Raw genomic sequence first — 26515 nt, forward strand, 5'->3', positions numbered from 1 at the left:
GGAAGGAAGATCATGATCAGACATGCAGTTATTTTCACTTGGAAAGCCGGTGTCAGCAGTGAGGCAATTGAAAATCTAAGCCGCGCGCTCGATGCGTTGACGAACCAAATCGGCGATATCAAGTCGCTAAAGCACGGCGCAGATATCCGATTGCGCGAGGGCAATGGCGACTATTTCCTGGTCGCCGATTTTGCTGACGAGGAAGGATGGCAGGCCTATCAGGCCCATCCACTGCATCATGCCTTCATTGCAGACCACGTGCGTCCACTCGTTGCGCAGCGAGTTGCAATCCAGATTTCTCCGGAGGAACAGTCCTTGGCATCCAACCTTGCCGCTGGGTCAGCTACGCCCGCCAGATCAGCCGCGGATAATCTCTTTTCAATTCTGACCAATGCCAATCACGATCTAACTGAGAAGCCGTTCTTAGTGTCCCAATCCGGCGAGATGCTTACGTTCGGAGCCTTCCTGACAGAAACCGCCCGAGTGGCTGCATGGCTGCGCAAGCTTGGTCTGCAGCCTGGCGATCGGGTAATCGCCCAGGTCCACAAATCGGTCGCCGCCGCCGCCTTCTATCTCGGTTGCGTCAGGGCCGGGATGGTATTCGTGCCCCTCAATACGGCCTACCAGGGCGCGGAAGTGTCCTACTTTATCGAAGACGCCGAGCCTTCTCTGATTGTTGCCAGCCCTGGAACATCAGCGTCAACCGTAGCGTTTGCAGGGCTTAGACAGCTTCTCTTTACCGGTGCGGCAGAAAAGCCGTGGGTTACGATGTCACCCGATCCAACCATCGCCCCTGTCTCGCCCAATGATCCGGCAGCAATCCTCTACACGTCGGGGACGACTGGCCGCTCGAAAGGTGCGGTTCTAACGCATCGAAACCTATCGTCGAATGCGCTCGTTCTCCATGAAGCCTGGGGTTGGAGGGATGGCGATGTCCTGCTTCATACACTTCCGATCTTTCATGCTCACGGACTGTTCGTCGCCCTTCACGGTGCGCTGTTGAATGGCTCGACAGTGCTCTTCCATGAGAAGTTCGAGGCGGCGAAAGTCATGGAAGATCTGCCGAAGTCGACAGTCTTCATGGGTGTCCCAACCTTCTATACACGCCTCTTGGAACAACCTGAATTCGATGAGAGGACTTGCAGCGCAATGCGTCTATTCATCAGCGGCTCAGCTCCGCTTTTGGAAACAACGTTTCGCGAGTTTGAGACCCGAACAGGGTTTACCATCCTTGAACGCTACGGCATGACCGAAGCTCTCATGGTCACCTCCAATCCTTACGGGGGCGAACGTAGAGCCGGGACGGTCGGCTTCGCGCTGCCGGGCGTCCGTATCAGGATCTGCGGCGAGGACGGGCAAGAGGTCGCGGTGGGTGAAACGGGCATCTTGCAGATCAAGGGTCCGAACCTCTTTTCGGGATATTGGAGGAATCCTGAAAAAACCGCGGAGGAACATACGGTAGATGGCTACTTCGTCAGCGGTGACGTGGCGACTGAAGATGCCGATGGCTACATCCGCATTGTTGGCAGAGCCAAGGATCTCATCATATCCGGTGGCTTTAACGTTTACCCCAAGGAAGTTGAGTTGATCCTCGATGCAATCGAGGGCGTCGCTGAAAGCGCTGTTTTTGGTGTTCCTCACCCTGACTTTGGAGAAGGCGTCGTTGCCGTGGTTGTTGCCGAGCCCGGCCAGCAGCTCGATCCGGCCGCCATGACGATCACTGTCGCTGAGCAACTCGCGGCGTTCAAGCGACCTAAACGGATCCTTGTGATCGACGACCTGCCGCGAAACGCCATGGGTAAAGTCCAAAAGGCGCTGCTTCGTCAAACGCACGCGTCCTTGTTTTCGATGCCGAATGCCTGAGGAGAACAACGATGGATTTGCCCCGACCTGTCTATAAGCCGGCCTTCAACATAACCCGAAGCAGCCACATCGTTCATCGGGTGCGAGATCTCGAGAAGAGCCGCACCTTCTACGTCGATCTTCTTGGCATGACTGTCAGCGACCAGGATAGCACGACCGTCTGGTTGCGTGGTCTTGAAGAAAGCTGCCACCATAGTCTCGTTCTGAGGGCTGGTGAACCAGCTTGCGAGCGCGTCGGGATGCGCGTCCTCACGGAGGAAGATCTTGAGCTTGCCGAGGCACATTTTGCCAGAAGCGGGTTACCGACGAAGTGGGTCACGGTCGAACACCAGAGCAAGACATTGCACACAGTCGACCCTGCCGGGACGCTGCTTGAGTTCTGCGCGACAATGGAAACCAGACCACGTCTCTTCCACCACGTCGAGGAATATCGGGGTGCGGCCGTTCAACGTCTCGATCACGTTCAGGTGCTTACCCCGAGCCTCCGCAGCGCTTTGGACTTCTACTGCGCCATTGGCTTCAGGCTCTCCGAATATGTCCTCAAGCCTAATCAGGACGAGCCGATGATGGTGTTTTTGCAAAGAAAAGGAAATCCGCACGACATCGTCTTTGCCGATTCCTTTGACTGCAGGGTTCATCACGTCGCTTACATGGTCCCTGAGACCAGCTACCTCATGGTCGCCGCCGACAACTTCGTGCGGGCGGGTTTCGGTGACAATGTGGAGTTTGGGCCGGCGCGGCACTTTAGTCCGGGTCTTGCTCGTTTCCTGTATGTCCGCGATCCGGATGGCCACCGCGTCGAGCTCTTCCCAAGCCATTACCAGACGATCGATATCGAAGATCAGCCGCTTGAATGGCGCATGCCGGAATTCCGCATCGGTGGTTGGCAGGTTCCGCCAAAAAGCTGGTTCGATGAGGCGACCGCTTTTGCCGCAAATCAGTAAGAAACCATCGAAAGAGGTGTAACGTGAAAATAGTCAGCTTCGAGGAAAACGGTCAGGTCCGGTACGGCCTTCTTGAGAACAAGCAGGTGACGGTTTATCCGACAGTGTCTTCCGCATTCGATCTTCTCGAAAAGCAAAATGATCATCAACCCGGCGATGTGCGAGATCTCGCTGCGCTTTCACTTTTGCCTCCAATCCCGAAGCCCGGAAAAGTCATCTGCATTGGCTTGAACTACCGTAAACATGCTGAAGAAGGCGGCAATCCCATTCCGGATTATCCCGCGGTCTTCCTGCGGGCAACAACGTCGCTTGCAGCTCCCGGACAACCATTGCTGCGTCCGGCGTCTTCCGCACTCCTCGATTTCGAGGCGGAACTAGCCGTCGTCATTGGTCGCAGAGCAACGAGGGTATCGGCCGACGTAGCGCTTGATTGTGTTGCTGGATACACCTGCTTCAATGATGGCTCGATCCGCGACTATCAGCGTAAGTCGACTCAATGGACCGTCGGGAAGAACTTTGATCAGACGGGCGCCCTGGGACCTGCGCTTGTGACACCGGACGAGCTTCCGGCAGGCGCGAGGGGCCTTTCTGTGCGTTCGTTCGTCAATGGCAATCTGATGCAGGACGGCGACACGGCCGACATGATTTTCGATGTTCCGACACTCGTTGCAATTCTCTCCGAAGCTATGACCCTCGAGCCGGGCGATATCATCGCCACCGGTACGCCGGCTGGCGTCGGATACGCTAGAAAGCCGCCCGTATTCCTCAAACCCGGTGATCGCTGCGACATCGAGATCGAAGGCATCGGGTTGCTGACGAGCCCGATTGCTGACGCGATTGACAAATCCGCCTAATCGACGAAATGACAAGTGAGGTAAACCTATGTCTCGTGCAAAGTTTATTGCGATCTCCGGCAGCCTGCGCCGCGAATCGAGCAATTCCATAATATTGTCCACCTTGCGGAAATCAGCCTCGGAACTTGCTGACATCGAAATCTATCCACTGGGTGATGTGCCTCTCTACAACCAAGATTTGGATGCAGGCGAGGCTCCCTCCGTCGTTCGTGAGTTGCGCCAGGTCGCTGCCTCGTCGGACGGTCTAATAATTGCAACGCCCGAGTATAATCACGGCCTGTCTGGCGTCTTGAAAAATGCTCTGGACTGGTTGTCGAGACCGCATGGTAAGTCTGCCCTTAAAGGCAAGCCGGTCCTGACGATCTCTTCGTCTCATGGTGGTGTCGGCGGAGCGCGAGCCCATGCACAACTGAACGAAACATTGCTCGCGATCGAAGCAAGGATTGTTCTTCGGCCGCAAGCCGTCATACCATTCGCTCATCAAAAGATTGTTGATGGCGAGCTTATTGATAACGCCGTCCTTAACTTCCTTCTCGACGGCGTGAAGGACCTAATCGAAGCGAGGGCGCCGATGGCAGCTTAGTTGAAGCCCAAAAGGTGATCGAGCTATGTCGGACGAGGCCAGTTGGACCATTCATGACGCAGCATGCCACGAAAGATCGTGCCGGCAACCGTCGTAGCGGACGTCCACGCAGCTTCGACATTGAGGCTGCGGTTGGCAAAGCTACACTTTTGTTTCAGGAAAAAGGCTTCCACGCAGCCTCAATCCCCGATATCTGCGCGGCCACCGGTTTGACGACCGGTAGCCTGTATAAGGCGTTTGGCGACAAGAACGGTCTTTTTGTTGATTGTCTCTCGCAATATGTTCGTGAACGCGACCGGTTATTCACCGAGACCCTGTCGCGTGGCACGACTGGCATCGAGAAACTTCGCCTGCTCGCCTTTAGCTGTATTAAGTCTGCGTGCGGTGACCAGGGTCGACTTGGCTGCTTGTTAGTCGGGACTCTGAATGAGCTTTCAATCCATGACGCCCGCGTACGCAATGAGATAGATAGGGCGTTTCGGAGTTTCCAGGCGCTAATCGATAATGTTGTCTCGGAGGGCCAGTCTGACGGATCAATCGATCCTATGTCGAGCCGATCGGAGCTGGGCACCGCGCTTTTACTCTATTTCCAGGGCCTTCGACTTATGAATAAAGCAGATTTTAGCGCTGAGTCGTTTCAAAGAGCCACAGATTGCATTCTAGGAACAATCTCGAAGGCCGCACACTGGCGTGCATAGAAAGCAAAGCCCCACGCCAGTCGCATAATTTACCTTATACAACTTTTCATTGTACATAAATTTATTGCAATTGAGGAGGAGCGACTCGTGATCTGTCCCACCTGACAATCTACGGAGTAAAATATGCAACATTGGCTGGACAAGCTAATCGATCTTGCTGCACTTCGAGGCGACGAGAATGTTCTCAAGGATGCTCTCACCCATCTTGCCCACCAAGCGGGCTTTTTCGGCTACGCTTATCTTTACATTCGACCAGGGCATACGATTGCCTCATCAAACTATTCTCCCGAATGGCGGTCGATCTATTTCAAAAGGAAATTCGAGGCCATCGACCCGATAGTGAAGCGCGCCAAGTCGATAAAGCGAGTGTTCACGTGGAGTGGAGAGCATGAACGGCGGCATCTATCGAAAGAGGAGCGAGCGTTCTTCGACCAGGCAGCGGATTTCGGGATCCGTTCTGGGATCACCATTCCCATTAGAGCGGCCAATGGATCGACTTCCATGTTTACGATGGCTTCTGACAAATCCTCAATTGACCTCGAACACGATATCGATCCTGTCGCGGCGGCCGCCGCTGTTGGGCAGCTTCACACCCGCATGACCCTGTTGCCCCTAACTCCGAGTGCACAGCACCCGGCCTGGCTTGACCCGAAGGAGGCCGCGTATCTCAACTGGATCTCGGTCGGCAAGACGATGGAAGAAGCGGCCGATCTCGAAGGCGTCAAATACAATTCGGTGAAGAGCAAACTTGAAGAGGCGAGAAAGCGCTTCCAGATCCATACGATGCCGCACCTGGTGGCACTGGCCATCCGGGCCGGGCTCATCTAGCCGCAAATCCTCAGTTAACCGACACTTTCGGGATGAAACCCAGAAGTCCTACCAGCGTGTTCACCGGGCCCATCTGCGCATGCATCTCGATCATCGCTTCGATGTATTCGAGATGCTGCTCGCCTCCCCGCAGCCGTTCCTATCTTGATGTCCTCCGGCAACAGCTGGAACAGTTGATCCGCCTTATCCACAAGCTGCCTGTGCAGCCGAATGGCATTTACTGTCAAAGTCTCGATTTCTGCGCTAGAGACTCCGCGCGTCCCCGGCGCAAGTACGAAGCGCACCGGTAACCCCAAAGCATCGACGACGGCGTGGATCTTGGTGCCTAGCCCGCCGCGTGAGCGGCCAAGCCCTGGGCGTCCGCTCCCCCTTTTTCGCCGGGCGCCAGCGGCTTGAGGCTGGGCACGGATGGAGGTGGAATCGATCGAGACCCAGTCAAGGTCCGCTTCTCGCGCTAACGCCTCGAACAAACGTTCGAGCACACCCATCTCGATCCAGCGGTAATAGCGGCGCTTGACGGTCTGGTAGTCGCCATAGCGTTCGGGTAAATCACGCCAACGTCCACCAGAGCGGGCTATCCAGACCAGCGCCTCGACGAACCGCCTGTTGTTGGAGCGCGGACCACGACGCCCCTTGCGCCCTCCTGGCACAAACGGCTCGATCCGAGACCACTGCTCCGCACTGAGCCTATCGATATCCATGACCGACCTCCAAAAGTCAGTCTTGAACCTGATTTGCTCCCAATTGGGAATCCCAAACCCTTAAATCGTCACCACAGCCTAGTGCATTGGCAAAACAATCGCTTTGCAGATCTGCAGACGAATAGCATTCACTGCCTTGCACCAATCCCGGAAAGGTCAATCCTGATGCCTGCCTTGTTCGGATCGGACGCTATCGTCTCGGTCGAGGTTGCCGTCGCGGCGTTATCTTCATTTGGGTCACCGCCACCGCCGCGCCAACGGTTCGTTCGATAGATCCGAGCTTTTGGCCACCGGCAAAACGGCTTCGAGACTGTCGAGCAGCATGAGATAGTTCTCGTCATATTGCAACGCGGGACCACAACGAGATCGAAGCGGCTCGCCATCTCGCTGGTGGCGTTGATGAAATCGCAGACAGCCACCTCGCCGATCAGCACCGGCGAGATGTCGTACTGGTGGCGGCCGATCCGCCGAAGGAAGGCGAAGACGGCTTCGACGTCGCATGCCCGATCCCGCAGCGCATTATGAAACCCATCGAAACCAGCACCCTCGGTTTGAGACTCGGCAGCAAGTGGTCGAGTTGCGCTTTGCGGCGAAGGTCTCATATGTCGCCGCCCGGAGCACGTAATGCCTGTAGAATGCTGACATAGAAATGGCCAAGGCCGGCACCTTCGCGCGTCTAAGCGATCTTTACTTTTTGCTCGGGGGAGGTTCTCAGGTGCTCCACGGCGAACCGCTCGGCGATCATCGTCTTGCCATCGGCGTAGGGTCCGATCAACATCAGCCCCTGAGTTCGCAAGAACGGGGGCGTTCCAAGAGCTCGGCCAGACGCCGATGGCTATCCTGAGCAACATGATACCCGATCCACCGGGCCGCGCGGATGTAGGCGATTCGCTCGTTCTGATCACGATCGAGATACGGCTGGACATGCTCGAGCAGGTGAAAACCAACAGCGGAGGCTTGATTGGAGATTTTCGGTCAGGGTCGCCGCGGGCCAACTTAGCGTCGATTGGATTGCGGGCGCTCGTTCGTGGGAGAAGGGTCCTTGATAGCGTCTAGTGGCCCTTCGAGTGCCGTTCGTGGAGGGACAAGTTGCGGCTTGATCATGATGATCTGGGGCTGCGCTTCGTCTTCCTCCAGTAAGTCGAAACCTCGATCGAGCATCTCGGAGACGTTTGGCTTGATCATGTAGACGGGAAAGGGAAGGAATGATCCGAACGGATCGTAGTCGAAGCATCCCACCACGATGTCGCCGAAAGCCTCGCCATCGTGACGCCCCATGAACCTCAATAGTCCCTCGAAGTTGATCGATGAGTTGACGAAGAAGCAGCGGGGCAGCCTTCCATGTCTTTCATAGAATTGTTCGAAGGCCTGTGAAGTCATCCCCGGGGAGTACCCGGTGACCTCGATGTCGTCCTGCGGAACGTCGTCTCCGAAAATAGCCTGCTTCACCTCATGGAAGCCGATGACGCGGTCGCGACTTGCGTGGTCATCGCGTCCGCCGAAAAAGAATACGTCGTCGGGGGTGAGCGCTCCAGTTCCCCGGGCGTGTCGAATAATAGCTGTGGTTAGCGCCTCCGCGCCCTGGCGGTTGTCTGAGATAATCGACGGCGCGTATTTCCCGGGCAGATCGATGTTTACGTGCGGAACACCCGCTCGGATGCATGCTTGATGAACGCCATCGGGATCGGTCGCGCCTGCAACGAAGAGCGAATCGATGGAGTAGGCGATCAGCGATTCCACTGTCCGCCGCTCCTCTTCGGGGTCGCGTCGGCCAGAAACCACCATCGGGACGAGGCCGCGTTGACGCGCTTTCGCCTCGAAGGTCTGAGCCATCGATGAGAAGAAGCGGGTATCGTAGACCGGTATCAGCAGTCCGGTGAGACCGGAGCGTGAACTTCGCAACGCTCGTGCTTGAAGGTTGGCTGTGTAGCCATGGGCTTTTGCCAGCGACATGATTTTGTCAGCGGTTTTCTCGGATATTCGCCGCTTGCGCCAAGTACCATTGAGGACAGAGCTGACGGTCGACGGCGAAATTCCGGAGACCACCGATAGATCGTAAATCGTTGCCTTCTTTTGCTCTTTTTCCGGCATCAACGAATCTCCTGACAGCGCTTCAATGCTTAGAACAATCGCGCCCCTTGACGAAAGCCTTTTTAATGGTATGTTCATTGCACCATCGATTGTGCAGTGAAAGCAATAACGATTGTGCATAAAGATGGTGCTTTGAGGAAAGCGGCAAGGGAGGAGGTTCTGTCATGGGGCCGAAAACGCCAGCGCACGGGCATGGGGCACGTGTGGGCGTATCTCCTTTGGCCGGACTAGGAGGAGAGAAATCCATGAAGAGAATGCTCGCAGTTACGCTCGCCCTTTCGCTGTCGCTTCTCGCATCGACCGCCTTCGCCGGACCGAAGATCGGTGTTGTGGTGAAAATTGGCGGTATTCCGTGGTTCAACGCCATGGAGGCTGGCATCAAGGAGCAGAGCAGCAAGCTCGGTGTCGAAGGTTTCATGGTCGGTCCAACCAGTGCCGATCCGGCTCTTCAGGTTCGTGCGATCGAAGACCTGATCGCCCAGAAAGTTGACTACATCGGCGTCGTACCGAACGATGCGAAGGTTCTGGAGCCAGTTCTCAAAAAGGCCCAGCAGGCTGGTATCAAGGTCATCACCCATGAATCGCCCAAGCAGGTCGGAGCGGACTGGGACTTCGAACTTGCTTCCGCTAAGGGCTTCGGCGAAGCGCACGGCAAGCTTCTAGCGGAAAAAATGGGTGGTAAGGGCTCCTACGCGGTATTCGTCGGATCGCTGACCGTTCCGTTGCACAACGCCTGGGCTGATGCGGCGATCGCCTACATCAAGGCCAATTATCCCGACATGAAGCTCGTTGGCGACCGCTACGGCGTCGCCGAAGACGTCGACAAGAGCCGCTCGACCGCACTCGACCTCATGGCTGCTAACGCCGACCTCAAGGGCTTTCTGGCATTCGGTTCGCAGGGGCCGATCGGCGCTGGCCGTGCGGTTGAAGAGCGTCGCAAAGACGGCAAGGTGTTCGTGATCGGTCCGTTCTCCCCCGGGCAGGGCGCAAAGCTCATCAAGTCGGGCGCGCTTACCGGCGGCTTCATGTGGAATCCCAAACAGGCCGGCGAAGTCTTCGTTACCCTCGCAGATCGCATTTCCAAGGGCGAAGTCCCCAAGGCTGGTGATGACATCGAGGGTCTCGGGAAAATCAACCCTGAGGGCAATACGATCGTCGTCGACCAGCTTTTGACCATCGACAAGGAAAGCATCGATAAGTTGGTTGCCATGGGCCTCTGATCCTCCCCATGCCCAGGCTTGGGTCGCGGGGAGCCTGCTCCTCGCGACCTCCACTTCAAATATACGGCACCTGCGCACCCCGCCGAACGGGCGGTTGATCAGGGAGACATGATATGAGCGCTCAGCCACTCCTTTCACTCAAAGACATCAAGGTTACCTTTGGCGGCGTGCGTGCCCTGAAGGGAGTGTCGTTCGAGGTCAACCCCGGCGAGGTGCACTGCCTGGCAGGCGAAAATGGCTGCGGCAAAAGCACTTTGATCAAGGTCATCACAGGTGTCTACAAGCCACAGGACGGTGCGGAGTTCTTCTTCGACGGCCAGCCGATTAATGCGATGACACCGACATTGGCGCAATCGCTAGGTATTCAGGTCATCTGGCAGGACCTCGCGCTCTTCCCGGAGATGACCGTCGCAGAAAACATCGGCTTTCAGTACGCGGTCAACGGAAAGTACGGCCTCGTCGATACGCGCAAGATCGAAGAAGCAGCTAAAAAGGCGCTTGGGCGACTTGGCGTCAGCATCGATCTTCATAAGCCGCTCAAGGAACTTCCTATCGCGCAACGTCAGATCGTCGCCATTGCGCGCGCACTGGTCGGCGAGGCTCGACTAGTCTTTATGGACGAGCCGACGGCATCGTTGACACAGTCCGAGACGGACTACCTGATCGAAATCGTTCGACACCTTTCGGCATCGGGCGTCGCCGTCGTCTTCGTTTCCCACCGCCTTGCCGAAGTCCTTGAGATTTCCGATCGCATGACCGTCCTTCGCGACGGCGCGCTTGTTGGTGTGTTTCCTGTAGAAGGAATGAGCCAGTCCCGCGTGACGGAGCTCATGACAGGGCGGAACTTCGACAGCTCAGTGATCGCCGCCGATCATGATGAGGCGAGTGTCGTCCTATCGGTGCGGGGGCTAACTCGTGCAGGAGAGTTCGAGAACGTCACGTTTGACCTGCGACGGGGCGAGACTCTTGGAATTACTGGCCTGCTCGGTGCCGGCCGCACCGAGCTTGCGCTGACAATTTTTGGAATGCATCGGCCCCAGGCTGGCGAAATCAGTATTGAGGGAAAGCGCGTCAGCTTCGGCTCCAACCGGGACGCCATTCGTGCTGGCGTTGCGTATCTCTCCGAAGACCGTCTGTCCCTTGGCCTCAATCAGCCGCAGTCGATTGCTGACAACTTAGTTATGGCTTCGCTCGACAAGCTTATGTCTGGCGGCATGATCTCGCCGACGAAGAAGGCGAGCGTCGTCGAACATTGGATCAAGGCGCTCGGCGTCAAGATAGGCACCCCCGACGACCCCATTCGGACACTCTCCGGCGGCAACCAGCAGCGCGTCGCGATTGCGAAGTGGCTCGCCATCGGCCCCAAGATTCTCATCCTCGACGCGCCCACGGTCGGCGTTGACGTCGGTGCCCGTGCTGGCATCTTCGAGATCGTCCGCAAGCTCGCGACACAAGGTCTAGCGATCATCCTGATCTCCGACGAGCCGCCCGAGGTTTACTTCAACGCCGACCGCATCATCCACATGGTGGAAGGCAAAATCCACGCGACCTATGACCCTAGAAGCGTGTCGCTCGCAGAACTGGAGGCGGCCGTCTATGCGTAGATTGATCCTGGGACACACGACGGAATTCACGCTTCTGGCGGTCATGATCGTTCTTTGCGTCGTTCTGTCTTTTCAAACGGATCGGTTTCTCACCGTTTCGAACGCGTTTGATGTGCTGAACGTCTCGGCCGTCAACGTCATCTTTGCCGTCGGACTGCTCGTGGTGCTGATCTCGGGCGGGATTGACATCTCCTTCGCCGTCGCCGCGTCGGTCGTTCAATATGTGACCGCCCTCGCACTCGGCGCGTTGGGTGGGGGCAACTGGGCTGAAGGGTTCATCATTGCCGGCGCAATCGGGATCGGGCTCGGCTGGATCAACGCAGCGTTGATCTACCGGCTGCACATCATCTCGATCGTCGCCACCATCTCGACCTTCAACATCTTCTTTGGACTGCTGATGTTTTTCACCAAGGGCGTGTCGATCTACGACCTGCCTGAGTGGCTGACGACGCGAGTTGTTTTCTACGAACGGGAGATGGCAGATGGGTCGTGGGTGGAGCTTACGCTGCCGGTCGTCGTGATGATCCTTTGTTGCGTCGCGACCTGGTTCATGATTTCCCGCACGACCATTGGTCGCCAACTCTATGCGTTCGGTGACAATCCCGAGGGTGCACGCCGCTTCGGCATCAATATCGGTGCGATGCACTACATCTCGTTCGGCTGGCTTGGCCTCATGGCGGGTATTGCTGGACTAATGCAGGCTCACTACGCCGAGGAAGTCGTGCCGAATGCTCTTTACGGCCGTGAACTCGACGTCCTTGCCGCGACGGTTCTCGGCGGAGCCCGGCTCGGGGGTGGGAAAGGCTCGGTTATCGGGTGTGTCCTGGGTGTTTTGATGGTTTCCATCACCCAGAATGGCCTCAACCTGATGGGCGTCTCGCCTTTCGCATTCAAGATGATCGTCGGCGCGATCATCCTCATCGCCATCACGCTCTCATCCGCACGCATCGACAAGCTTCTGCCGTTCCTTGCCAAGGGCGGCACAAGAAGGGGGAGCACACATTAATGAAAGCCATAGCTCAAAGGTTCAATGCCACCTTCGGCGCAGATATGACGGGTCCAGCCATCGCCTTTCTGGCCGTGATGATCATCTTTGGTCTCGCTGCAAACAACTTTATCTCCGCCGCAACGTTCGGCTCCGTCGCTTTCCAGCTTCCCGAACTCGGCCTCCTTACGCTTGCGATGCTGCTTCCGCTTTTGACCGGCGGCATCAACCTGTCGGTTACATTCACCGCCAATCTGTCGGGGCTTGCCGCGGCCTGGGTGATGCAGTCGTACGGCGGGGTAGATGCGCCGCCATCCGCCTTCGCACTTGGTGTTGTGGCAGCGCTCGCCACGGGTGGCGCAGCGGGCCTGATGACCGGAGCCGCGATTGCCTTTACTCGTGCCCATCCGATCCTTGTGACGCTGTCGATGATGATCTTCCTGCGTGGTCTGGGGGAGTTTTTGACACGTGGTGGTGACGTTTCTGGCTTCCCTAGCTTCATCGCTCCGATCGGGCACGGACAGATATTCGGCCTGCCAATTCCGCTTCTGATCTTCATCGTTTGCGTTGGCCTATGGCAGCTGTTGCTGACACGTTTCAAGCTGGGCTTCGGGCTGCTGATGATCGGCTCGAACATTGACGCTGCCCAATACTCCGGGCTCAACACGCGCCGTATTCTCGTCCTCGTCTATACGCTGTCTGGAGTGATGTGCGCTGTCGCTGGAGTGATCATGCTCGCTCGCTTCAACTCGGTTCGTGTCGGTCATGGAGAGTCTTACCTTCTGATCACGGTACTGGCCGCATTCCTGGGCGGGATCAATCCCTTCGGTGGGTTTGGACGGGTGCTTCCGGTCTTCGTTGCCTTGATCGTGCTCCAACTCCTGTCCTCGGGGCTCAACCTGATGGGAGCCAATCAACATCTCGCAACGGCGCTATGGGGTGTCCTCATGATCGTCGTCATGGCCGCGAGAACCATCGTTTCGGTCTACGTGGCCTCACACAAACAGAAAGGATGAACCGTGCAGGGTTTTGGGATTCACGCAAGCATGTGGACAATGAGCTGGGACCGCGCAGGAGCCGAGCGGGCCATTGCTGGCGCAAGGAAGTACCAGCTGGGTTTCATCGAAATCCCTTTGCTCGATGCATCCTCGGTCGACGCTGGGCACACCCGCTCGCTTCTGGAGAAGTGTAATATCAGGGCAGCCTGCTCGCTTGTGCTTCCCGAGGGGGCATGGGCATCGCGACGACCCGACGCAGCAATCCGCCACCTGGAGACGGCGATCGACAAGGCGGCGGAAATGGGTGCTGAGGCACTCACCGGCGTTACATTCGGCGGCACGAACGAACGAACCGGCTCGCTGCCAACTCAAGGCGAGTATGACAACCTGGCCCGGGCGTTGGAGGCGGCCGCGAGACGCGCAAAATCCAAGGGCATTCAGCTCGGCATTGAAGCTGTGAATCGATATGAAAATCATCTCATCAATACCGCGGAGCAAGCCGTGGCTCTGGTTGAGCGTATCGGAATGGACAACGTGTTCGTTCATCTCGATACGTTCCACATGAACATGGAGGAAAAGGGAGCCGCCAACGGCATCCTCGCCGCCCGCGGTCACCTCAAGTACATGCACATGTCCGAAAGCGATCGCGGAACTCCGGGCGCGGGCAACGTACCCTGGGATTCCATTTTCGTCGCCCTTTCGGCAATCGCCTTCAAAGGCGCTCTCGTCCTCGAAAGCTTCGTCAGCATGCCGAAAGAGATGGCCGGCGATATCTCGACATGGCGTCCGGTGGCCCGCGACGAAGAGGAAGTCATGGGAAGAGGTCTGTCGTTCCTGCGCGGCAAGGCCGCGCAATACGGAATGCGGGAATTCGGCGCGTAGGCGTCAGGCTGACAGAGGGGGAATTCCTTGAGCAAGATTGACGAAAACGCGAGCGAGATCGCGAGACTCGCTGCTGAGCTTCTATCTCAAAATGGCGGTAAGAGAGTCCTGATTGCCATCGCCGGTGCTCCTGGTTCGGGAAAATCGACGCTTGCCGAGAAGCTGGTGCAGAGCATCAAAGATGATCACATCAATGCGGCCCTGTTCCCAATGGATGGTTATCATTACGATGACGTCGTCTTGGAGCAGATGGGCCGGCGGCCGTTCAAGGGGGCGATCGATACGTTCGACGCACACGGATTCCGTCGGATGCTGGAGCGGCTCAAGGCCAACGAAGACGATGTCGTTGCCGTCCCGGTCTTCGATCGTTCGATCGAAATCGCCCGTGCCGGCGGCAGCCTGATCGCCCAGTCGACGAAGATCATCGTCTGCGAAGGGAACTACCTGCTTTCCCGCGAGGCTCCATGGGATAGGCTCAAACCGATTTTCGACTTCACCGTCTTTGTTGACGTCAGCGAAGGCAACCTGCGGAAACGGCTCCAGGATCGCTGGCGGTCCTATGGAATCGACCCAAAGGAAATCAATCGCAAGATCGAAGAGAACGATCTGCCGAATGGCCTTGCCATCATATCGGGCAGCGCCGAGCCCGACCGACGCATCGACAACAACTAATTCGCCACATCGGACCGAAGGACATTCGGTTCGCCGCCCTCGGCTCGAAGTGCTGTCGCCGTTTTCGACGGCGCCTTTAGCCTGTCAGCCATCAACAAGCTGAAACCTCAAGGAGGCTCTTATGAAACACGGTATCTACTACTCCTACTGGGAGCATGAATGGAGCGCGAAGTTTGGCCCCTACGTGGAGAAGGTGGCGAAGCTCGGGTTCGACGTTATCGAAGTAGCCGCGCATCATATCAACGAGTACAGTGATGCCGACCTCGCGGCGATCAAGCAGAGCGCGAAAGACAACGGCATCATTTTGACTGCCGGCATCGGTCCTTCCAAGACAAAGAATCTGTCATCGCCCGATATCGATGTGCGCAAAGCCGGCAAGGCATTCTTCGAGCGGACGCTCACCAACGTAGCCAAGCTCGATATCAAATCGATCGGCGGTGCACTCCACTCGTACTGGCCGGTCGACTATACGCAGCCAGTCGACAAGATCGGCGACCGTGCCCGCGGGGTCGAAGGCATTCACGGCATCGCGGACTTCGCGAACAACCTCGGCATCAACCTTTGCATCGAGGTGCTGAACCGTTTCGAAAACCACGTCCTGAACACTGCCGCTGAAGGCGTTGCCTTCGTCAAAGACGTCGGCAAGTCGAACGTCAAGGTAATGCTCGACACATTCCATATGAACATCGAGGAAGACAGCTTCGGCGACGCCATCCGGACCACCGGGCCGCTGCTGGGGCATTTCCACACCGGAGAAAGCAACCGCCGCGTACCGGGGAAGGGCAGAATCCCTTGGCACGAAATCGGTCTCGCGCTTCGTAGTATCAACTACACAGGTGCGGTTGTGATGGAGCCGTTTGTGAAGACCGGCGGCACGATCGGGTCTGACATTCGCGTATGGCGTGACCTTACCAACGGAGCGGACGAGGCCAAGATGGACGAAGATGCCCGGAATTCTCTCGCGTTCTCCAGGTTCGTGCTCGGAGGCTGACCCAGCCGCCACTGTGCTGGACGGAAACAACGGTCCGCACTTCCGTGCAGGCTGGCTACCCTTCTAAACGTTCCTAGGTTAGCTCTTGGTGCGGGGCGCGCGGTGATATGTTGCGCCTGCGTTGGGTCTGCTCAGCCCGCTGAAGATCGCTTCCAACTTAGGCAGGGGCAAGTCGCACGATCACTCTGGGAGCAGAGAAAAATTCAATTTCACCGCCCGCTCTCTCCCAGCAGAGGAATTGAACCACACGGCACGATGCGGTACTTCATCGGGCGCGAGCCGATCAAGTACCGCATCGGGCCATGCACTTCAAGTCCAAGGTCGTCATCCTAGACGAGCGACAAACCACTTGTCGGTCAAGGAGACGAACAAGGTGTTGCACCAGACGGCACATCTGAAGGAGCAAGGTATCTCCGGCTTCTTCATCTCGCATAACATGCACCATGTGTGGGAGATATGGGATCGCATGGTCGCCATGGCGCACGGTCAAAAGATCACCGAAGTGTGTAAGGAAGACATCAGCGCCGACGACCTTCACAAGCTTCTGACGAATAGCTGATAAACATTGACCGCGCGGCATCCTACGCCTTCCAAGCAAGCCCATGCACTGTCGCCCCGGGGTCAGCTCCCTGGGGCATTTTTCTTGCGACGAATGCGGTCAGCAATGACTGCTAGTGGCACAATCCTCATGATGGTGAGCAAACAGCTAGGTCGATGGTTCGACTTCTTTCAACTCATAAAATTCAAAACTCACACCTGGCGCGTTTCATTTTGTCTTGCCCGGAGTCGGCTCGACAATTGGCGTCGGCGTGTTTAGCCGCATGAGGTTCTCGGAGCGCCATTGCCAGTTGCTTTGTCCCTTCAACACGACGCCTGCCAGAGGATCGCGATGGTTGTCAGGTTTAAGATGGCGAGACGTTGTCACGAACAGCGACGATAGGTCGCTACCGCCGAACGCCGGTGCCGTAGGCCAGGCCGTGCCGATCGGGATGGCACAATCAAGGTCGCCGTTCGGCCTAAACCGCAGCAGGCGGCCGCCACCGATCATAGCGATCCAAACATGGTCCTGTGCATCGACGACAAGGCCATCTGGCCAGCCGTCGTCGGGTGAAATGCTGGCGAAGACCCACCGATTGGCTAGAGTGCCGCTGTTCAAGTCGTAATCAAAGGCCCATGTCGTGCCGCGCATGGTATCATTCAGGTACATGGTCCTCGAATCGTTCGACGAGTCGATGCCGTTGGAGATGGTAAGACCATCGAGATATTGCGTCACGCGCCCGTCGGGGTCGATGCGGTAGAGCACGCCGAGCGGTTCCCCGTATCGGGCCGGGTCAACCACCATGGTGCCGGCCCAGAATCGGCCGGCGGCATCGACGCGCCCATCGTTGAAACGTGTGTCCGCTGTGGGTTGCGGGTTGGCAAGGAACGACAACTGATCGGTTGCTGGATTGAAGAGCTCGAAGCCATCCCTCGTCGCGAGAACGATCCGTTCGTCCGTCGTGATGCCGAAACTGCCGATCTGGCGCGGGATCTTCAGGATGCAATCGAGTGATCCGTGGTCATCCGAGCACCAGAGCTCGCCCGCGTCTATGTCGATCCACCACAACCTGTTTTCGACCCAGCGCGGGCCTTCTCCGAGAATATGTGACCTATGCGAAAGCGCAGAAAAGGGCGGAACCTGACCAGACATGGGCATTCTCTCGCTTGGGTGTAGGCAGTCTTCACCGTGGTGAAGAATTCGTTGGCATATTTGCCCTGTTCGCGTGAACCGAAGGACGAACCCCTACGGCCACCGAAGGGCACGTGGAAATCGACGCCCGCGGTCGGCAAATTGACCATCACCATGCCGGCCTCGGCATTGCGCTTGAAATGGGTCGCGTATTTCAGGCTGGTCGTCGCAATGCCGGAGGACAGGCCGAAGGGCGTGTCGTTGGCAGCGGCGAGCGCCTCGTCATAGTTCTTGACGCGAATGACGCGGCGACCGGTCCGAAAATCTCTTCGCGGCTGATACGCATCTGGTTGTTCGCCTACGGCGTAGACTCATAAACTTCGGCACCATATTCTTGCGGCGACGAGCTTTACGGCGGCGAGATAGTTTTCCGGGCGCTTGTCATATCGGGTTGCAATGCCACGGCACTGTTTGATCCTGTTGAAGAACCGTTCCACGAGATTACGTTGCCGATAGACCCAGCGCGAGAACACGAAGGAGCCATTGCGGTTTGTCTTCGGCGGAATATTGGCCCAAGCCTTTCGCTCGGCGGCCTTGGCCCGAATGGCATTCGTGTCGTAACCCTTGTCGGCCAGGAGGATATCTCCTTGGCCGAGTTCGCCCGTCAGCGCGTCGGCCTGTGTGCAATCAGCGATTTGCCCGCCGGTCAGACGCAGGTTGACGGGGCGACCTTCGGCGTCGACGAGCGCGTGGATTTTGCTCGTAAGTCCGCCGCGGGAGCGTCCCATGCCGCCATCGTCTCCATCCCCCTTTTTCCCGTGGCAGCATGCTGGTGCACGCGGACACAGGTCGAGTCGATCATGACGATGTCGCCATCGTAAGCCGCCGAGACCGCTTCAAGGAGCCCGTCCCAGACGCCGGCTTTCCGCCAGCGGACGAAGCGGTTGTAACAGGTGGTCGGCGGGCCATAGCGTTCCGGGACTTCCACCCAGGGCGAGCCCGTTCGAAACCGCCAGAGAATGCCATTCAGTACCCGCCGATCATCAACGCGGGCAACGCCGCGTGGCTTGTTGGGCAACAACGGCGATATGATCGACCATTCATGGTCCGTCAGTTCGTAGCGACGACGCGTCATCAAAGACTTCCTTATTCGAAAGCCTTGAATCACAGCCCGCCATAAACCCCAAGCATTTTTATGAGTTTACGCCGTAGGCAAAGAGGGTCGGTTGCAGATAGAAGCACCGCGCGGCCTTTTCGACGCGCTCACCGCCGAAGGCGAGCTTGGTGCCTTCCTTCCGCCCGATCTCGATATAGTCGGTGTCCTGCTTGAGCTGGCCGGCATCGACCACCGGAGCTACGCGGGTATCCTTGTCCTTGTCCTTGTCCTTGTCCATGGCGTGGCCGACATTGATCTTGGCGAGGCGCTCGGTGATCGCGGCCACGAACTTGTCGTGGATGCCTTCGATCACGATGATACGTGACGACGCCGTGCAACGCTGACCGGTGGTGAAAAAGCCAAAGTTTGCCGCAGCCTCGACGGCGACGCCGAGATCGGCATCATCCAGCACGACGAATAGGTTCTTGCCGCCCATTTCGAGCTGGAACTTGCGGTTATGCTCGATCGACGAGAGCGCGACACGCTTGCCCGTACAGGTCGAGCCGGTGAAGGTGAGGCCGGCGAGATCCGGGCTGTCGAGTATGGCCCGGCCGATGGCCGAGCCCTTCCCCATGACGAGGTTCAGCACACCCTTGGGCAGGCCGGCGCGATGCAGGATGTCAACGATCGCCCAGGCCGAGCAGGGAACGAGGTCGGCGGGCTTAAAGACGACGGTGTTGCCATAGGCGAGCGCGGGCGCGATCTTCCAGGGCGAAATGGCGATCGGGAAATTCCAGGGCGTGATGATGCCGATGATGCCGAGCGGGTCACGCGTGATCTCGACGTCGATGCCGGGACGAGCCGACGGCACGACTTCGCCGGTCAGGCGCAAAGTCTCGCCGGCGAAGAAGTCGAAGATCTGGGCGGCGCGGATGACCTCGCCGGTGCCTTCGGGCAGCGTCTTGCCTTCTTCCCGCGACAGCAGTGCGCCGAGTTCGTCCTTGCGGGCAAGGATCTCGTCGGACGTCTTCTTCAGGATTGCGTGGCGTTCGAGAATGCCAGAGCGCGGCCAGGCCGGGAAGGCGGCCTTGGCGGCTGCGATTGCATCCTTCATGTCTTGGAGTGTGCCGCGGGCATATTCGCCGACGACTTCATTGGTATCGGACGGGTTGATATTGGCGACCGGGTCGGCACCGGTCCATTCGCCGGCGATAAGGTTTTGGTGAAGAGCCATTTCTTATCCTCGATGTACTTACCTGCATCCGACACTGTCGGCGGGATTAGCCAATTTATGTACATATTGTCCGCTTGTAGGATAAAATGAGAAAGGGATTCTGGAATTTGTGTAGCTTGCCGTGGTAGGACGTTGCGAGTGCCCATATTAAGGATCTCGCATTGAAGCCAACCCTGTTTTCCAATGTTGCCCGGGCGGAGCCGCTGCATCTCAGGATCGCGGCACTGATCGCCCACGAGATCACCACCGGCACCATCAAGCCCGGCGATCGTCTGCCGAAAGAGCAGGAACTTGCCGTCCAGTTCAACGTCGGCAGGAATGTCGTGCGCGAGGCGGTGGCGTGCCTGAGAGCCGACGGACTCGTCGATTCGCGCCAGGGCATCGGCATCTATGTCCTCGAACCAAAGGAGCGGCAGTCCTTTCGCATTTACACCCCGGCGCTAGAGGATCCGAACAATGTCCGGGCGCTCTTCGAAATGCGCGCGGCCCTCGAGGTCCAGGCGGCAGGCCTTGCCGCGACGCGACGATCGCGAAGCCAGCTTCGCGACATCGAGGCGGCCTTCCAGACGATGGTGGAAGAGGAGAAATGGTCTGATCCGGCGATCGACGCCGATGTCGAGTTTCACCGGCGCGTCGCGCTGGCCGCCGACAATCCCTACATCGTGTCGATGCTTGCCCTGATAGCGCAGAACATGAGGGATACGATAAAGGCGGTCCGGGCTAGCCACAGCCTTGACAGCCTGGTCGCGACAACCAATTCCGAACACGAGGACATCCTAAAGGCAGTCTCCCTGGGTGACGTCTCGGCCGCCCGGATCGCGATGGAAACGCATATTCGCGGCGCGGCACAGCGGCTGGGCATCAGGATTTAGGTAGACGAGTTCGCCCTCGCTGCGCGCGTAGTGCGCCGGTTCTTTCCAGTTCAGATGTGTCGAGGTTCCTCCAATCCCCGGGTTGAAGGAGTTGGTTGGATCGAGCGAGCGGTAGAAGTCGACAAGCGCCTTCTCGGCCTCGTATTGGTGGCCGACGTTGTGCTCGGCAGGATATTTCGCGCCCCGCTCCTTCAATAGGGCCAGGATGTCACTCTTCACCCGGTCGCAGTCCTGGCCCTTCTTCACCAGATATTCCTGATGGAGCACATGGCAAAAGAAATGGCCGCAATACATGGTGAAATCGATCTTCTCCCGGATGGTTTCCGGCAGCCGCTCGAACCAGTCCAGCGTGTTGCGCGGCAGCGCGATATCCAGCGCAACGATATCCTCGACAGTTTTTCGGTGCACCGCCCGATAGCGGACGACAGCTCCGCCGACGGAGAACCGATTGAGGAAGGCGGTCTTGCCCTCACTCTCGGTGCATTCGAAATAGTCGCCCTCGGCTGAGGGAAAGCGGTCCGCGAGATAGGTTCGGGCTTCGTCGATGCCGTCATCGCCCATGCGCAACAGCAGGTGATGCTCGTATCGATCGCGAAAGACGTTCAGCCGCACCGGTAGATGATCCGGCAACCGGTCGGCGACGAATTGCAGGATCCCGTCGCTGACGAAGGATCCGAAGCCCAGCCGCTCCGTGATGCCATCGAACCGGCTCTTGAACGCGAAGGCCAGCGGGACCTTGTCCGTGCCGAATGCCTGGATGAACAGGAACAGGTCCTTGCCATGGCGCCTGCTCACATCATAGGCGGAGCGATGCATGTATTCGCCGGCGACAGGGAGATTATCGAAGGTCGCCAGGATATCGCGGCGGATGCTCTCAAGTTCGGCAGGGCTGTTCGAGCCGATGTAGAAAACCTGCGTTCTCTTGTCCGCTGGGAATGTGTCGAGCCGTAGCGCGAAGACGGCGAGCCGTCCCGCGGACCCCGAGGCTTCGTAGAGTCGTCTCGGATCGGCGTTGAAACGCGCCGGGACGGCAGAGTCGATGTCCCGGACGTGATTGCAGTATTCGCGATCGGAGGCATGGCGGTTGCCGCCCTGGATGCGGGCGGCGGAAATGTCGCCTTGGTCTAGCCGGGTGAGGATCTCCTTCGGGCTTTCTCCGAGGTCGATTCCCAGATGGTTGACCAGCTCCAGTTGGCCGTCAGCCGTGATCTGGGCATAGAGGCCCAGTTGTGTATAGGCCGGCCCGCGCCGGATGAGCGAGCCGCCGGAATTGTTGCAGACGCCGCCCGTGACGGAGGCGCCGATGCAGCTCGAGCCGATGACGGAATGCGGCTCCCGTCCGATCGGGCGCAATTCCCGCTCGAGCCGGTCGAGCGTGACGCCGGGCTGGCAAAGCACCTGCTCGCCGCCCGACAGTAGCGTGAGCCGCTTGAGCCGGAGCGTATTGATGATGACGACAGGCCTATCATAGCCCTCTGCCACCGGCGTCGACCCGCCGGTGAGCCCCGTATTGGCCGCCTGCATAATGACGATCGTCCCTGCCTCGTGGCATGCTTGGAGCGCGCGCCACATTCCGAGCAGCGTGCCGGGTTTGACCACTGCGATGGCCTCGCCACCGCCATAGCGATAGCCTTGTCGATACCAGCGGGTCTCGTTGAAACCGGTGAGGACGTGGCTGCGGCCGACTGCCGCGCAAAGCTTGTCGATAAGATGCTGCATTGAAGGGTCTGCCAGTTGTTGCGCGCCTAAAGCACCAGATCCAGGCGCCGGGCCGCGCCGTCGATGTGATCGCGCATCGCAATGCTTGCGCCATTCGCATCGGACGCTGCGATGGCCTCGTAGATCGCCCGATGTTCATCATTGGTGGTGCGCAGGATCGATGCGACATCGTGCCTGTCGCGAGCGGCGAATATGGATTGCCGGACGCGCTGGCCGATGAATTCAAGGAATTCCACGAGATATTCGTTGCCTGCGGCATCGGCGATGCGGCGGTGAAATTCGAGATCGTCCTCCACCCCGGCGTCGGTGAGCTGATCCCGGCTTTCCAGCTTTGCGAGACTGTCGCGGATGCGATCCAACTGGGCCTGGGAGCGCCGGGTCGCCGCCAGCTGGGCGGCGCCCATTTCGAGAAGGCCGCGAAGCTCGAACAGGCCTTTCAGCTTTTGCGGGTCATCAAGCGCCTCGGAACGGATGCGCAGAGCCTGGCGGCTTTTCGGGTCGAGCACAAAGGCGCCTATGCCCTGCCGCGACCCAATCAGCCCATCAGAACGCAGGCAGGCAATGGACTCGCGCATTACGTTGCGGCTCACATTGAAGGACTGCGCAAGCTCATGCTCGCTCGGCAGCCGGTCCCCTGGCGCCAGGTCACCTGCCGCGATGCGCTCGCTGATCTGGGCGGCGATCGTCAGATGCAGCGGCTGGCCGCGGTCGAGACTGGCAAACTGCCGCTCCTGAAAATCACCCATGTGGCTCTCCTCGTTCATGATCTAAATATACATATTACGGGGTTGCCCTACAAGTTCTAAGTTGATATAGGTCCGCAAAATCGTGGCGCCGGGTTGCCACGAAAGCTCACGGGAAGAGGATGCCATGGAGGGGAGCTTTGTCGGCCGCGTATGGGTGCCGGGTATTGGCTCAGAGCTGGTCGCGATCATCGACGGGTCGGTCCAAGCAATCACCAGCCGCGGCGCCCCGACGATGCGCGACCTTCTGGAGCTCGACGATATCCGCGCGCATATCGCAAGCGCCGACAAGCGCGTGCTGGGCTCGGTCGACGATCTCCTGAACGCGGTCGGCCGATCCGAAGATGACTATCGTCTGCTCGCACCCAACGATCTGCAGGCGGTTAAGGCCTGTGGCGTAACCTTTGTGCGCTCGATGATCGAGAGGGTGATCGAAGAACGTGCCGGCGGCGACGCGGCACTGTCCGACCGGATCAGGCGGGATATCGCAGCACTCATCGGCTGTTCGCTCCGCGATCTCATGGTCGGATCGCCCGAGGCCGCCAGCGTCAAGCAGGCGCTAATCGACAGGGGGTTGTGGTCTCAATATCTGGAGGTCGGCATCGGGCCGGATGCCGAGATCTTTACCAAAGCGCAGCCGCTCTCGGCTGTCGGCCCTGGCGCCGATTGTGGGCTGCATCCCGGCTCCGAATGGAACAATCCGGAGCCGGAGATCGTGCTGGCTGTCGATAGTAAGGGCCGTATCCGAGGTGTCTCGCTGGGCAACGACATCAACCTGCGCGACTTCGAAGGCCGTTCTGCGCTGCTGCTCGGCAAGGCCAAGGACAATAACGCATCCTGCGCGATCGGGCCGTTCATGCGCCTCTTCGACGAGACCTGTGGCCTGGACGACATCAAGACCGCCCAGCTCGATCTCACGGTCGAGGGCGAGGACGGTTCGTGCTGCGGGGCAGTTCGTCGATGGCGGGGATCAGCCGGGATCCAGAAGACCTCGTCGCCCAGGCAATGGGCCTACATCACCAATGTCCCGACGGCCTGATGCTGTTCCTCGGAACGCTGTTCGCGCCGACGGAGAATCGCGGCGCGCCGGGCAAGGGCTTCACCCATGCGCTGGGCGATCGGGTTTCGATCGCGAATCCTCAGTTGGGAACATTGGTCAACCGGATGCGGGCGACGCATGCGTGTCCGCCCTGGACGTTAGGGATTGCCAGCCTGATGCGCAACCTGGCCGACCGAGGCTTCATCTAGTTCGCACGCGAAAGGTCAACCTATGAGCAACAAGACCCGTTTTCACGACAAGGTCGCGATCGTAACCGGCGGTGCGGCCGGTATCGGCCGGGCGGTGGTCGCAAATCTTCTCGCGGAGGGCTGTTCGGTCGCCTTCAGTGACCTCTCACCCCTAGGCGTCGATGTTGCGCGCGAACTCGATCGGACGGGAAACCGCATCCTGTTTGTCCAGGGTGACATGGGCGAGGAAGAATTCTGCATTCGGCTGGTCGCCGCTGCTGTCGAGCGGTTTGGCCGGCTCGATTATCTCGTCAACAATGCCTTCGCTTTTGTCGCCCGCGCGCTGGATGCGACGACCGAGGACTGGACACGCTCCTACTTCGTCGGCCCCGTGGGTTTCGCGCGTATGATCCAGGCAGCGTCGCAAGCCATGAAACGTAGTGGCGGCGGCGCGGTGGTCAATCTCGGCAGCATCTCCAGCCATATCGCGCAACGCAATCGCTGGACCTACAACATGTCCAAGGGCGCGGTCGCGCAGCTGACCAAATGCTCGGCGCTGGATCTTTCTGAGCATGGCATCCGCGTCAACAGCGTCAGCCCCGGCTGGATATGGTCCGACGAAGTCCTGCGCGCGGCGGAATCGGCCGGCGGCAAGGAGATATGGGCGCCCGTCTGGGGCCGGTATCACATGCTGCGTCGCTGCGGCGAGGTCGAGGAGGTGGCGCGGCCGATCCTGTTCCTGCTCAGCGATGATGCGTCCTTCATCACCGGAGCCGATCTGCCGGTCGATGGCGGCTACCTCTCCATGGGTCCAGAAGGGCTCGGCGACAGCAATGTTGTTGTCGGCGGCGCCGGAAAATAGAGCTTCAAGCAAGTCACAAGGAAAACGAGATGAGCAACCTCACGACGCCGCGCGCCATCGCCGAGTCCTATTGGAAGGCCGAATGTGCTCGCGATATCCCGGCGATCCTGTCGCATTATCATGACTGTGCCGTCTTCGTGCCACCAGGTACGCGGCTGGTCGGGCATGATCAGATCAGGACCTTCTACGAGGAATCCTTCCGCCGCTTCGTCGGCCTCGATGTGACGATCACGCATGAGCTTTCGTCGGGCGACCAGGCGGCCATCGAGTGGAAAGCCGTGCTGACCGATGCTGCCGGCAAGAGCTATGATCTCTTCGGCATCAATGTCATCAAGGTGCGCGCGGGCAAGTTCGAGGAGGTCAGGTGCTATTTCGATCCAGCGCTTCTCATGGGCTGAAGCATCAGGCTATTCCTGAGAACGCGCGGCCAACAGCGCTTCGCGCACCGATGTGATCGATGTCCGATCCACCTTCTCGCTATAGCTGGAGAGGATGCTGGTGTAGTGCCTGGCGATGAGTGTCTTGGCCTGGGCGAGCTTGCCGCTTTCGATATGGTCGAGGATCCTGGCGTGGTCATGCGAGAGCGGGCTCGAGTTCGCTTCGAGACGATAGATCGTGCTCAGCAGAATGCAGCGCCGGACCAGGCGCTCGTGAAATTCGATGATGAACCGGTTGCGGCTGGCTGAAACGAGGAGGATGTGGAAATTTCCGGTCGTGTCCGGCTCCGGATCGTGACCCAGGTCGCAGGCAATGCCCTTTTCGGCGTCGGCATGACGCCGGAGGCGATGCCAGAGCCCGGTGCCGACGATCGTGCCGAGCTTGTCGATCACGCCCTGCTCGACGGAGGTCAGCGCATCGAACAGCGCGATGATCTCCGCAACATCGGGCATGGCGACCGAAGCGCCGCGATTGGCATGCCACGTGACAAGGCCTTCTTCTGACAGCCGGATGAGCGCCTGGCGCGCGACAACCCTGCTGACGCCGAGCGTTTCGACGATGATCCGCTCCGTGAGTTTGTCACTGGGAACGAGCCGGCGTGAAATGATCGCGTCGCGGATGACCTTCGCCACCTGAAGGGAGCGATCGCTCATGTTTGTTCCTTTCCGCCGACTTCGAAGGAAGTCGGTCCGAAGCCTATATAACGACGTCTCGCCGCGCAGCAAATGGCCAGATTGCGTG

At 58.6% G+C, this 26515-nt stretch carries 23 protein-coding genes and 6 pseudogenes; 18 read left to right on the forward strand and 11 right to left on the reverse strand.

What is annotated here, in order from left to right:
• Positions 1–12 precede the first annotated feature (12 nt).
• From AC13QE_RS29905 to traR, 6 genes are all read left to right on the forward strand, one after another.
• Positions 13–1863: an AMP-binding protein gene (locus tag AC13QE_RS29905; RefSeq protein WP_488486457.1), complete on the forward strand. Its 1851-nt coding sequence runs from the start codon at positions 13–15 to the stop codon at positions 1861–1863.
• A gap of 11 nt (positions 1864–1874) precedes the next feature.
• A complete protein-coding gene (locus AC13QE_RS29910; RefSeq protein WP_488486458.1) occupies positions 1875–2807 on the forward strand; it encodes a VOC family protein in 933 nt (310 codons plus the stop codon).
• Positions 2808–2830: 23 nt separating this feature from the next.
• Positions 2831–3661: a fumarylacetoacetate hydrolase family protein gene (locus AC13QE_RS29915; protein WP_488486459.1), complete on the forward strand. Its 831-nt coding sequence runs from the start codon at positions 2831–2833 to the stop codon at positions 3659–3661.
• Positions 3662–3689: 28 nt separating this feature from the next.
• Positions 3690–4244, forward strand: a complete 555-nt coding sequence (locus AC13QE_RS29920) for an NADPH-dependent FMN reductase (RefSeq protein ID WP_488486460.1) — start codon at positions 3690–3692, stop codon at positions 4242–4244.
• Between the two features lie 53 nt (positions 4245–4297).
• A complete protein-coding gene (locus tag AC13QE_RS29925; RefSeq protein WP_488486461.1) occupies positions 4298–4942 on the forward strand; it encodes a TetR/AcrR family transcriptional regulator in 645 nt (214 codons plus the stop codon).
• A 123-nt stretch (positions 4943–5065) separates the two neighbouring features.
• Positions 5066–5770: an autoinducer-binding transcriptional regulator TraR gene (gene traR / locus AC13QE_RS29930; RefSeq protein WP_488486462.1), complete on the forward strand. Its 705-nt coding sequence runs from the start codon at positions 5066–5068 to the stop codon at positions 5768–5770.
• Between the two features lie 10 nt (positions 5771–5780).
• On the opposite strand, the pseudogene AC13QE_RS29935 reads toward traR, so the two are convergent.
• The 4 genes and pseudogenes from AC13QE_RS29935 to AC13QE_RS29950 all read right to left on the reverse strand — a co-directional run bounded on the left by AC13QE_RS29935 (position 5781) and on the right by AC13QE_RS29950 (position 8562).
• Positions 5781–5997 (reverse strand): annotated as a pseudogene (locus AC13QE_RS29935) (transcriptional repressor TraM).
• 12 nt (positions 5998–6009) lie between these two features.
• Positions 6010–6471 (reverse strand): annotated as a pseudogene (locus AC13QE_RS29940) (IS5 family transposase); the annotation flags it as partial.
• A 246-nt stretch (positions 6472–6717) separates the two neighbouring features.
• Positions 6718–7440: pseudogene (locus AC13QE_RS29945) on the reverse strand (TniB family NTP-binding protein); the annotation flags it as partial.
• A gap of 27 nt (positions 7441–7467) precedes the next feature.
• Positions 7468–8562, reverse strand: coding sequence for a LacI family DNA-binding transcriptional regulator (locus AC13QE_RS29950; RefSeq protein ID WP_488486463.1), 1095 nt, complete (start codon positions 8560–8562; stop codon positions 7468–7470).
• 245 nt (positions 8563–8807) lie between these two features.
• Here AC13QE_RS29950 and AC13QE_RS29955 point away from each other — a divergent pair, with 245 nt between their 5' ends.
• The 8 genes from AC13QE_RS29955 to AC13QE_RS29990 all read left to right on the forward strand — a co-directional run bounded on the left by AC13QE_RS29955 (position 8808) and on the right by AC13QE_RS29990 (position 16473).
• Positions 8808–9782 (forward strand): substrate-binding domain-containing protein, encoded by a 975-nt coding sequence (locus AC13QE_RS29955; RefSeq protein ID WP_488486464.1) that lies wholly within the window; start codon positions 8808–8810, stop codon positions 9780–9782.
• Between the two features lie 113 nt (positions 9783–9895).
• Positions 9896–11386 carry a sugar ABC transporter ATP-binding protein gene (locus AC13QE_RS29960; protein ID WP_488486465.1) on the forward strand — a complete coding sequence of 497 codons (1491 nt, stop codon included), beginning with the start codon at positions 9896–9898 and terminating at the stop codon, positions 11384–11386.
• A complete protein-coding gene (locus tag AC13QE_RS29965) occupies positions 11379–12392 on the forward strand; it encodes an ABC transporter permease (protein ID WP_488486466.1) in 1014 nt (337 codons plus the stop codon). Before AC13QE_RS29960 ends, AC13QE_RS29965 begins: the two co-directional genes overlap by 8 nt.
• On the forward strand, positions 12392–13387 hold the full coding sequence (locus tag AC13QE_RS29970) for an ABC transporter permease (protein ID WP_488486467.1): 996 nt from the start codon (positions 12392–12394) through the stop codon (positions 13385–13387). Before AC13QE_RS29965 ends, AC13QE_RS29970 begins: the two co-directional genes overlap by 1 nt.
• A 3-nt stretch (positions 13388–13390) precedes the next feature.
• Positions 13391–14251 carry a sugar phosphate isomerase/epimerase family protein gene (locus tag AC13QE_RS29975; protein WP_488486468.1) on the forward strand — a complete coding sequence of 287 codons (861 nt, stop codon included), beginning with the start codon at positions 13391–13393 and terminating at the stop codon, positions 14249–14251.
• Between the two features lie 27 nt (positions 14252–14278).
• Complete coding sequence (locus AC13QE_RS29980; RefSeq protein ID WP_488486469.1) at positions 14279–14923, forward strand: nucleoside triphosphate hydrolase; 645 nt, start codon at positions 14279–14281, stop codon at positions 14921–14923.
• 121 nt (positions 14924–15044) lie between these two features.
• Positions 15045–15914 carry a D-psicose 3-epimerase gene (locus tag AC13QE_RS29985; protein ID WP_488486470.1) on the forward strand — a complete coding sequence of 290 codons (870 nt, stop codon included), beginning with the start codon at positions 15045–15047 and terminating at the stop codon, positions 15912–15914.
• Between the two features lie 373 nt (positions 15915–16287).
• A complete protein-coding gene (locus tag AC13QE_RS29990; protein ID WP_488486471.1) occupies positions 16288–16473 on the forward strand; it encodes a hypothetical protein in 186 nt (61 codons plus the stop codon).
• A 207-nt stretch (positions 16474–16680) separates the two neighbouring features.
• Here the strand turns inward: AC13QE_RS29990 and AC13QE_RS29995 are convergent, their stop codons facing one another.
• The 4 genes and pseudogenes from AC13QE_RS29995 to AC13QE_RS30010 all read right to left on the reverse strand — a co-directional run.
• Positions 16681–17604 (reverse strand): SMP-30/gluconolactonase/LRE family protein, encoded by a 924-nt coding sequence (locus AC13QE_RS29995; protein WP_488486472.1) that lies wholly within the window; start codon positions 17602–17604, stop codon positions 16681–16683.
• A gap of 11 nt (positions 17605–17615) precedes the next feature.
• A pseudogene (locus tag AC13QE_RS30000) lies at positions 17616–17941 on the reverse strand (aldehyde dehydrogenase family protein); the annotation flags it as partial.
• A gap of 13 nt (positions 17942–17954) precedes the next feature.
• Positions 17955–18718 (reverse strand): IS5 family transposase gene (locus AC13QE_RS30005; protein ID WP_488486473.1). Its coding sequence is split into 2 segments (ribosomal slippage): positions 17955–18403 and positions 18403–18718, totalling 765 coding nucleotides; the frame shifts between segments, so codons are not numbered across the junction.
• A gap of 64 nt (positions 18719–18782) precedes the next feature.
• A pseudogene (locus tag AC13QE_RS30010) lies at positions 18783–19913 on the reverse strand (aldehyde dehydrogenase family protein); the annotation flags it as partial.
• Between the two features lie 161 nt (positions 19914–20074).
• On the opposite strand from AC13QE_RS30010, the gene AC13QE_RS30015 reads away from it, so the two are divergent.
• Positions 20075–20785, forward strand: a complete 711-nt coding sequence (locus AC13QE_RS30015; protein WP_488486474.1) for a FadR/GntR family transcriptional regulator — start codon at positions 20075–20077, stop codon at positions 20783–20785.
• On the opposite strand, the gene dld is transcribed toward AC13QE_RS30015, so the two are convergent.
• A complete protein-coding gene (dld, locus tag AC13QE_RS30020) occupies positions 20690–22504 on the reverse strand; it encodes a D-lactate dehydrogenase (RefSeq protein WP_488486475.1) in 1815 nt (604 codons plus the stop codon). The two genes, AC13QE_RS30015 and dld, sit on opposite strands and share 96 nt — an antisense overlap.
• 26 nt (positions 22505–22530) lie before the next feature.
• The gene (locus AC13QE_RS30025) at positions 22531–23250 is read right to left on the reverse strand and encodes a FadR/GntR family transcriptional regulator (RefSeq protein ID WP_488486476.1); all 720 of its coding nucleotides are present in this window, start codon (positions 23248–23250) and stop codon (positions 22531–22533) included.
• Between the two features lie 124 nt (positions 23251–23374).
• Here AC13QE_RS30025 and AC13QE_RS30030 point away from each other — a divergent pair.
• From AC13QE_RS30030 to AC13QE_RS30040, 3 genes and pseudogenes are all read left to right on the forward strand, one after another.
• Positions 23375–24495 (forward strand): annotated as a pseudogene (locus AC13QE_RS30030) (fumarylacetoacetate hydrolase family protein).
• Between the two features lie 22 nt (positions 24496–24517).
• Positions 24518–25336: an SDR family oxidoreductase gene (locus AC13QE_RS30035; RefSeq protein ID WP_488486477.1), complete on the forward strand. Its 819-nt coding sequence runs from the start codon at positions 24518–24520 to the stop codon at positions 25334–25336.
• 29 nt (positions 25337–25365) lie between these two features.
• Positions 25366–25734, forward strand: coding sequence for a nuclear transport factor 2 family protein (locus AC13QE_RS30040; RefSeq protein ID WP_488486478.1), 369 nt, complete (start codon positions 25366–25368; stop codon positions 25732–25734).
• 9 nt (positions 25735–25743) lie between these two features.
• Here AC13QE_RS30040 and AC13QE_RS30045 read toward each other — a convergent pair whose 3' ends face one another.
• Positions 25744–26427, reverse strand: a complete 684-nt coding sequence (locus AC13QE_RS30045; RefSeq protein ID WP_488486479.1) for a GntR family transcriptional regulator — start codon at positions 26425–26427, stop codon at positions 25744–25746.
• Between the last annotated feature and the right edge of the window lie 88 nt (positions 26428–26515).

It is taken from the genome of Martinezella sp. CNPSo 3957 (assembly GCF_057784395.1).

Coding starts and splice junctions, on each gene's coding strand:
- AC13QE_RS30045 (WP_488486479.1), bottom strand. CDS start 26,427: ATGAGCGATCGCTCCCTTCAGGTGGCGAAGGTCATCCGCGACGCGATC.
- AC13QE_RS29905 (WP_488486457.1), top strand. CDS start 13: ATGATCAGACATGCAGTTATTTTCACTTGGAAAGCCGGTGTCAGCAGT.
- AC13QE_RS30035 (WP_488486477.1), top strand. CDS start 24,518: ATGAGCAACAAGACCCGTTTTCACGACAAGGTCGCGATCGTAACCGGC.
- AC13QE_RS29955 (WP_488486464.1), top strand. CDS start 8,808: ATGAAGAGAATGCTCGCAGTTACGCTCGCCCTTTCGCTGTCGCTTCTC.
- dld (WP_488486475.1), bottom strand. CDS start 22,504: ATGCAGCATCTTATCGACAAGCTTTGCGCGGCAGTCGGCCGCAGCCAC.
- AC13QE_RS29925 (WP_488486461.1), top strand. CDS start 4,298: ATGACGCAGCATGCCACGAAAGATCGTGCCGGCAACCGTCGTAGCGGA.
- AC13QE_RS29920 (WP_488486460.1), top strand. CDS start 3,690: ATGTCTCGTGCAAAGTTTATTGCGATCTCCGGCAGCCTGCGCCGCGAA.
- AC13QE_RS30040 (WP_488486478.1), top strand. CDS start 25,366: ATGAGCAACCTCACGACGCCGCGCGCCATCGCCGAGTCCTATTGGAAG.
- AC13QE_RS29910 (WP_488486458.1), top strand. CDS start 1,875: ATGGATTTGCCCCGACCTGTCTATAAGCCGGCCTTCAACATAACCCGA.
- AC13QE_RS30025 (WP_488486476.1), bottom strand. CDS start 23,250: ATGGGTGATTTTCAGGAGCGGCAGTTTGCCAGTCTCGACCGCGGCCAG.
- AC13QE_RS29970 (WP_488486467.1), top strand. CDS start 12,392: ATGAAAGCCATAGCTCAAAGGTTCAATGCCACCTTCGGCGCAGATATG.
- AC13QE_RS29965 (WP_488486466.1), top strand. CDS start 11,379: ATGCGTAGATTGATCCTGGGACACACGACGGAATTCACGCTTCTGGCG.
- AC13QE_RS29950 (WP_488486463.1), bottom strand. CDS start 8,562: ATGCCGGAAAAAGAGCAAAAGAAGGCAACGATTTACGATCTATCGGTG.
- AC13QE_RS29960 (WP_488486465.1), top strand. CDS start 9,896: ATGAGCGCTCAGCCACTCCTTTCACTCAAAGACATCAAGGTTACCTTT.
- traR (WP_488486462.1), top strand. CDS start 5,066: ATGCAACATTGGCTGGACAAGCTAATCGATCTTGCTGCACTTCGAGGC.
- AC13QE_RS29995 (WP_488486472.1), bottom strand. CDS start 17,604: ATGTCTGGTCAGGTTCCGCCCTTTTCTGCGCTTTCGCATAGGTCACAT.
- AC13QE_RS29985 (WP_488486470.1), top strand. CDS start 15,045: ATGAAACACGGTATCTACTACTCCTACTGGGAGCATGAATGGAGCGCG.